At 51.9% G+C, this 7,759-nt stretch carries 5 protein-coding genes; all 5 read right to left on the bottom strand.

The window, feature by feature from the left end; all coding sequences use genetic code 11:
* Positions 1 to 3,141, bottom strand: a 3,141-nt coding sequence (locus VIM87_RS13180; protein ID WP_331997445.1) for a molybdopterin-dependent oxidoreductase, incomplete at its 3' end; no start/stop codon positions are given.
* 47 nt (positions 3,142 to 3,188) lie between these two features.
* Positions 3,189 to 4,496: a NarK family nitrate/nitrite MFS transporter gene (locus VIM87_RS13175; protein ID WP_331997444.1), complete on the bottom strand. Its 1,308-nt coding sequence runs from the start codon at positions 4,494 to 4,496 to the stop codon at positions 3,189 to 3,191.
* A gap of 20 nt (positions 4,497 to 4,516) precedes the next feature.
* Positions 4,517 to 5,881 carry an alginate export family protein gene (locus VIM87_RS13170; RefSeq protein ID WP_331997443.1) on the bottom strand — a complete coding sequence of 455 codons (1,365 nt, stop codon included), beginning with the start codon at positions 5,879 to 5,881 and terminating at the stop codon, positions 4,517 to 4,519.
* Positions 5,882 to 5,970: 89 nt separating this feature from the next.
* Positions 5,971 to 6,354, bottom strand: coding sequence for a nitrite reductase small subunit NirD (gene nirD, locus VIM87_RS13165; protein ID WP_331997442.1), 384 nt, complete (start codon positions 6,352 to 6,354; stop codon positions 5,971 to 5,973).
* A 35-nt stretch (positions 6,355 to 6,389) separates the two neighbouring features.
* The coding region (locus VIM87_RS13160) for a (2Fe-2S)-binding protein (RefSeq protein ID WP_331997441.1) at positions 6,390 to 7,759 on the bottom strand (1,370 nt) is incomplete at its 5' end.

Genomic DNA, 7,759 nt, shown 5'->3' with positions numbered 1-7,759 from the left:
GTCTATAAACACTACTTCCTCATAAGCCGGATCATCCGGGGTATTCACCATACCCAGTGAGCAAACATCGGTGCCATGCATTTTTAAAATGTTCATGAACACAGATCCCTGGTAGTAGCTGCCAATGTCGCCGCACAGGTAGCGGGCCACTACGGCCGCCTGCTGTTCCGCTGCTGCGGTAATACCATACAGGGTACCGTTGAACTCTGCTATTTCGCCAATGGCAAAAATGTCGGGGTCACTGGTTTGCAGGTATTCATTCACCACTACGCCGCGTTTGCAATCCAGGTGGCAGGCCTGCGCCAGCTCTGTATTAGGTACGGTGCCTATAGTGGCTACAAAGGCCTGGCAGGCTATCTGCTGTCCGCTTTTCAGCTGTATGCCTTCCAGGGCATGCAGGCCAATGAAACGTTCTATTTCATCGTTGTAAATGATCTCTATGCCACGGTCGGTCAGCTCTTCGTACACCAGCTGGCTGGCCAGCGCATCCAGCTGCCGGTCCATAAGTCGGGAGGTGCGCTGTATAACGGTAACGTCTATATTCATTTCACGCAGGGAGGCTGCCAGCTCTATACCCAGCAGGCCTGCGCCGGCGATCAGCACTCTCCCTTTTTCAGGATCCAGGTGTTTTATGAAGGCATCGGCATCATAGCGGTTGCGCATGGTGAAAATGCCTTTCAGCGGCGGGGTATCTTTTAAGGTGGCTGCCCGGCTGCCGGTGCCCATGATCAGCACATCATAGGTATGGGTGTTGCCCTGGCTGTCGGTCAGTATTTTATGTGAGCGGTCAATATGAGTAATGCTGATGCCGCGGTGCAGGGTAATGTTTAAGCGTGCTTCTTCATCGTCCGTCATTTTTACCAGCTGTTGCCATTGCTGTGTACCGCTGATGTAATCCGGTAACATTACCCGGTTGTAAAAAGGCTGGTCCTCTTTGCTGAACACTACTATTTCATCGGTATTGTTCATAGCGCGGTACGACCGTACAAAGCCACTGGCGCCGGCTCCCGCGCCTATGATCACTATCTTTTGCGCGGGTTTGCGGTAGCGTTGCACCTGCACGGCAGCGAATTTCAGATCCGGCTGCCCGGAGATGGGATCTACCAATGCGTGGGTAAGGTTATTGGCGCGGTTCAGATCACTTTGTAATACCTTACCCCAGTGCATGGGCAGGAACACCACGCCCTTTTTTATGTCCGTGCTTAGTTTGGCTTTCACACGTACGTTACCGTTACCATTGAATATTTCTACAATATCATCCTGCGCAATGTGACGTTGGCGGGCATCTTCCGGGTGGATCTCTAAAAAAGAGCTGGCAATATGCTGCTTTAGCCGGTTCACCTTACCGGTTTTGCTCATGGTATGCCATTGGTCGCGGATACGGCCGGTGGTGAGTATGAGCGGTAAGGTATCATTTGTTGGTGCAGAGCTGTTACCATCTTCAAAGGAATGAATAATTGCTTTGGACGATGCCGTATAAAACCGGTGATCCGTAAACAGCCTGGGTGTGCCTTTGCCGGCGGTGCTTTTAGGATAGGGCCATTGTACGCTGCGTTTTGCCTGCAGGGTATTGTAATCCAGCCCGCTGATATCTATATGGGTACCGGCTGTGAGCCGGGTATGCTCGTCATATATTTCTGAAAAGGAGTTGAAATCAAAGCCATGATAGCCCATTTTTTGTGCAAAGCGGCAAATGATCTCTGCATCCGGCAGGGCCTGTCCCGGCGCATCGGTGATCTTATGCAGGTAGCTGATGCGGCGTTCTGCATTCGTCATGGTGCCTTCTTTCTCAGCCCAGGCAGCAGCAGGTAATACTACATCCGCATAACGCAGTGTTTCCGGTTTATTGGATATTTCCTGCACCACCACAAATTTTGCTTTTTGCAGGGCGGCTTCTGCAAAGCGTACATCCGGCAGGCTTACTAAAGGATTACTGCCTACGATCCAGATGGCTTTAAGCTTACCTTCATTCAGCGCGGTGAACATTTGCGTGGCCGTTAATCCCGGTTTAGGGGAGATAGGGTTGCTGTTCCAGAAAGCCTGCACTTCTGCGCGGTGCTGCGGGTTATCCAGCAGGCGGTGTGCGGGCAGCAGGTTAGCCAGGCCGCCTACCTCGCGGCCGCCCATGGCGTTGGGCTGCCCGGTTAATGAAAAAGGCCCGCTGCCGGGTTTTCCAATATGCCCGGTAATAAGGTTCAGGTTAATAAGGCTCAGGTTTTTGCGTACGCCCACAGCGCTTTGGTTCAGGCCCATGGTCCACATGGTGATAAACCCTTTGGCCTGGCCCATGTAGCGGGCTGCTTCGCGGATAGCGCTTTCCGGCACATCGCAGATAGCGGCTGCTTCTGCTACGCTGCGCTGCATCACTGTTTCCCGGTAAGCGGCAAAACCTTCTGTATGCTGTTCTATGAATGATGCATCTGTATAACCGTTCTCAATTAATATGCGTCCTATGGCATGGTGTAATACAATGTCGGTACCGGGGCGCAGCTGCAGGTGCACATTGGCCTGTGCGCAGGTTTGTGTGGCCCGTGGGTCGCTTACAATGATCTTCAGGTTAGGATTGGCTGCCCTGGCGGCTTCTACGCGGCGCCATAAAATAGGATGGCACCAGGCGGGATTGGCGCCGGCCACAAAAATGCAGTCGGCCAGCTCAATATCATCGTAACATACGGGCACCGCATCTTCCCCCAAAGCCATTTTATAAGCGGCTACTGCGCTGCTCATGCACAGGCGGGAGTTGGTATCTATATTATTGCTGCCAATAAAGCCCTTGATCAGCTTATTGATCACATAATATTCTTCGGTGAGGCATTGACCGCTGGCATAAAAAGCTACTGATTCGGGGCCGTGCTGCGCTATGATGGTTTTAAACACTGCGGCGGTGCGTTCCAGCGCCTGGTCCCAGCTTACGCGCTGCCGTTGCATTTGCCTGTTGTATCGCATTTCCGGGTATAGCAGCCGGTCGCTGGTATCCATAACCGTGTAGTGCAGATTCATGCCTTTGGAGCATAGCATGCCCCGGTTCACCGGGTGATCTTTATCCCCGCTCACCTCCAGCTTACCCTGCCTGTTCTGCTGTACTACTATGCCGCAGCCTACGCCGCAATAACAACAAGTTGTTTTAAAAGATGCCGGCATGCACGTGTTAATTGAGGGGCCCGGCTTAGCCGGACCCGGGTTAAAAATTATTCTGCCAGCGCTACCTGCGGCCCTAAAGGCGCGGTTTTGGCAGCGCTGCCTTTTGTAAAGCTGGTGATCATCACTATTACAGATACGGCTATTACAATGTAGCCGATATACGTGAACGCCTGCACGTAGGTGATGTGCTCCGACTTAAATAAAAAGCCGAACAGCATACCGCCCAGGTTACCGCCTGCGCCTACAATACCACTTACCAGCCCTACATTTTTTTCATTAATAAAAGGTACAATGCCATAGGTGGCGCCATTGGCCATTTTCAGGAACAGGGCAAAACCCAGCATAGCTACAATGGCCAGCACCAGGGAATTGGCCTGTGCAAAAACCAGCAGGCCTGCGCCTTCTGCCAGCAGCACCAGCGCCAGCAAACGGCCTTTGCCTTTCATCCCTGCTTTGGCGCCTACCTTATCAGACACAATACCTCCCAGCGCACGGGCAAAAAGGTTCATAGCGCCAAATACACCGGCCCATAAGCCTGCACTGCTTTGCGATAAATGGAAGGTATCTACGAAATGCAGGGAAGCTACATTGTCAAAAGTGATCTCCATACCAAAGCACATGGCATAGGCCATAGTAAGCGCCCATATGCGCCAGTCGGCCAGTATAGACCAATCCGTGCTGCCTTTGCCGGCAGTGCGGTCAATCTCATCATAGTTGCCTGCAGGCGTATCTTTCGTATAACGGTAGTACAGGAAAGCTACCAGCAGCATCATAATGGCGGGTACTATCATGGCATAGCGCCAGGCTTCTTCCTTCGTATATCCAAAACCAACAATAGCGGCAAAGATCAGGGGCATTACCATGTTGGTGATACCGCCGCCCAGGTTGCCCCATCCGCCGGTAATGGCATTGGCGGTACCTTTAATGGAGGGGGCAAACATCATGGAAGTATGGAACTGCGTTACCACAAAAGAAGCGCCTATTACGCTAATGGCTAAACGGAACAGTAAGAAGGTGGTATAATCTTTTGCCAAACCTACCAGGAACACCGGTATGGAGCCTGCCAGCAGCAGGCGCACAGCGGTTTTGCGCGGTCCCCAGGTATCGCACAGCTTACCAATGATCAAGCGGGCTATGATGGTTCCTGAAACAGAAGCAATAATAATGTTGCCTATCTGCGCCTTACTGAGCCCCAGATCCACACGGATGGTAGGCATTAAGGGCGCCAGGCCAAACCAGCCAAAAAAGCATACAAAGAACATGAGCCAGGTAATGTGAAAGGTGCGCATTTGCAGCGTATCCAGGCTAAAGAGTTTTATTTTTTGCAGCGGTTGCGTGTTAGGTACATTCGCCATAAGTAATTTTTTTTGGTTGATTATTTGAACAGGAATGAGGGCCGGATGTTGATCATCAGGTAAGCCCAGTTACTATTACTTTTTGCATTCACTATATTTTTTACGCTGGCAGCTGTTAAGGAGTTGGTGCTCCAGTAATGGCTGTAACCTCCTTCAAAAGAGATCATGGGCGTAAGCGTAAAAACAGCGGTCAGGTCGGCTTCTGTACCCAGCTGACGGGAAAGCTCCGGTTTATTTTCTGCAACCGGAATGTCGCTGGCGCTGAGAAATTCATGCGCATCGGCCATTACCAGCCATTTGGCGCCGGGCTTCCATTTTGTTTTTATATAATAGTCCTGCAAACCACGGTTGCCAAAACCGTTGGCTACGTAGAAATAATCCATAGTGCCCCAGAACTTATGCGGGGTGCCATACAGCGGATCAAACGCATGACTGGTATTGCCGCTGCTGCCGCCGGAAGTATAGTCAACGCCCGCACCTGCGCTAAACGTGTTGGTAAGCGCATACTGGAAAGCGCCGGAGAGCAGGCTGGCGCTCAGGTTGCGGCCATCTGCATTTTTACCGAACTGGTAGTAAGCAGCTGCGGTGAGCGTAAGGCGCTGAAAAGCATTGTTGAAATACAGGCCGCTGGTCATGCGGTTATAAGTAGGTCCCTCCCATGTTTTCACGGGAGCATTGTTCACACTGTCAGTATGGTAGCGGGAAAACTGGTCGGCCAGGAACAGGAAGGAAACATTGCCTGCAGCCAGCTTTTTACCGGCATATAAGAATTCCAAGCTCTTGTAACTATTGCCACCATTCGTGTTACCGGTGTAATTACCGGTTGGTGTAGGATCATAAATAGTGCCGGATGCATTTTCCTTATTCTGGTTAAATGCGCCGCCGGCATGTAACATCCAGGTTTTGCGCTCATATTTTAATACGGCAGCATCGTGGCGGCGGGCCTGCTGTGCCCAGTCCAGGTTGCCCAGCAGGCGGCTGTCGTCATACAGCAGCTCCTGCCGGCCTATTTTCAGCTTAAGGCTCTGATCTTTTAAAGTGGTATCTGTCAGTAATATTTCGGCCCAGGCTTCGTGCAGCATCAGGCCATTGTTGTTGGCGGTGGTAGTGCGGTTAATGGTTGAAGCATCCTGTCCCCAAACACGTACATCCTGCAGGGTTAGCCCAAACTGGATGCGGTACGTAGTAAAACCTGCGCTTAAGCGGGTACGCTGGGAGGTAAATACGGCGGGTGTGGCGCCTTGCGGAAGAGGAGAGCCCTGGCCGTCGCGCAGCTCGGTGCGCGTTCGTAGCTGGGCACTGATAGCCAGCTGTGCATGACAGGGCTGGTAACAGCAGGCGCCTAAAAGAAGTGAAGACGCGCCACCAAGGAACATTTTTTTCATTAACTTTGGTTGGTTTTAAATGTGATGCCAATCATTTTAAAATCAGAAGCCCGGAGCCTGCCAGCTACCGGGTTTCATCTTTATATGTCCTATGCCATTACGGTTTCAGTATCCCGTCCGTTTACAATACCAATGTATACCCGGTCATCCTCAATCTTTACCGGGTAGGTATTGAGCGCGCATTCCGTATCGTCCGACAGGCAACGCCCATCTACTAACGAGAATGATTTTTTATGAAAGGGGCAGGCCACTTTAGGCTCGCCTCCCTGTGTGCCCGTCATGCCGCGGCTAAGGGCCATTTGCTGCCTGTGCGGACAAAGGTTTTGCGTGGCGTACCACTCATTCCGGCGGGGAAAGTGGAACAGCGCGATCTGTTCATCCAGGTACTTTACGCACACACCGCCGTTGGCCGGCACATCCTCTACTTTGCAGGCAAAGAACCAGGTAATGGTTGCTGTGTTGTGTAATGACATATACGGGTGTTTTTGGTTGGTTTATTAATTGATAATTATTTGGCCCAGTTAGCAGCTTTCTTCTGCTCGCGTAACATTTCAAATTGTACAGTAGGATCTTTTTCTTCCGGTGCATTTACAAAGTGGGAGAAGCGTTTGCGCAGCTCAGGGCTGTCCACCACCTCTTTCCATTCGCATTTGTAGTTATCCACCAGCACCTGCATTTCAGCTTCCAGCTGGGCGGCAATGCCCAGGCTATCATTCACCACCACATTGCGCAGGTATTCTATACCACCATCCAGCTTATTGAGCCAGGTAGCGGTGCGGGTTAAAGGATCGGCGGTTTTAATGTAGAACATCAGGAAGCGGTCAATGTAACGGATACACGTAGCGCTGTCCACATCGCCGGCCAGCAGCAGCGCATGTTGTGGTTTGGAGCCGCCATTACCGCATACGTACAGGTTCCAGCCTTTTTCCGTGGCAATAATGCCAAAGTCTTTTGACTGTGCTTCTGCGCATTCACGGATACAGCCGCTTACAGCGGATTTAAGCTTGTGCGGGGCGCGTAAGCCGCGGTAGCGCTGCTCTATCTGGATGGCAAAGCTTACACTGTCATGCAGGCCAAACCTGCACCAGGTGCTGCCTACGCAGCTTTTTACGGTGCGCAGCGCTTTGCCGTAAGCATGTCCGCTTTCAAAACCTGCCGCTACCAGCTCTTCCCAGATCAGCGGCAGGTCGCTTACATGCGCTCCGAACATATCTATGCGTTGACCACCGGTTATTTTGGTGTAGAGATTATATTTTTCAGCTACCTGCGCTATTACCATCAGCTGCCGCGGGGTGATCTCCCCACCGGGCACGCGGGGCACTACAGAGTAGGTACCGCCTTTTTGTATGTTAGCCAGGTAACGGTCGTTGGAATCCTGCGCGGTATCATTGCCTTTGGCCAGGATCATCTCATTCCACAGGCTGGCCAGGATGCTGGCTACTGTGGGTTTACAGATCTCGCAACCTTCGCCATGGCCGTAATGATCCAGCACGGTATCAAAGGAGCGCAGCTCTTTTATTTTTACCAGGTCAAACAGCTCCTGGCGGGAGTAATCAAAATGTTCGCAGATCACGTTGCGGATGTATTTACCCTGCGACTTCATGGTGCTGGTGATCAGATCTTTTACCATGGGCGCGCAGCCACCGCAGCAGGTAGCTGCTTTGGTGCATTTCTTTACAGCATCCAGGGTTTCATGACCGTCTATTACTGCGTTGCAGATGGCTGCTTTGCTCACATTTTCGCAGCTGCAGATAGTGGCGTCATCCGGCAGGCCCAGTACACCGGCGCCGGCAGCTTCCTGACCGCCGCGGGCGCCCAGCAGCACATCTTCCGGGTTGGGCGGCAGTATCACTTTATTCTTGGCGGTTTGCAGCAGCA

The organism is Chitinophaga sp., assembly GCF_036569125.1.
GTDB lineage: Bacteria > Bacteroidota > Bacteroidia > Chitinophagales > Chitinophagaceae > Chitinophaga.
The sequence above is the reverse complement of the archived record's forward strand: the minus strand, read 5'-3'. Positions and strand labels throughout refer to the sequence as shown.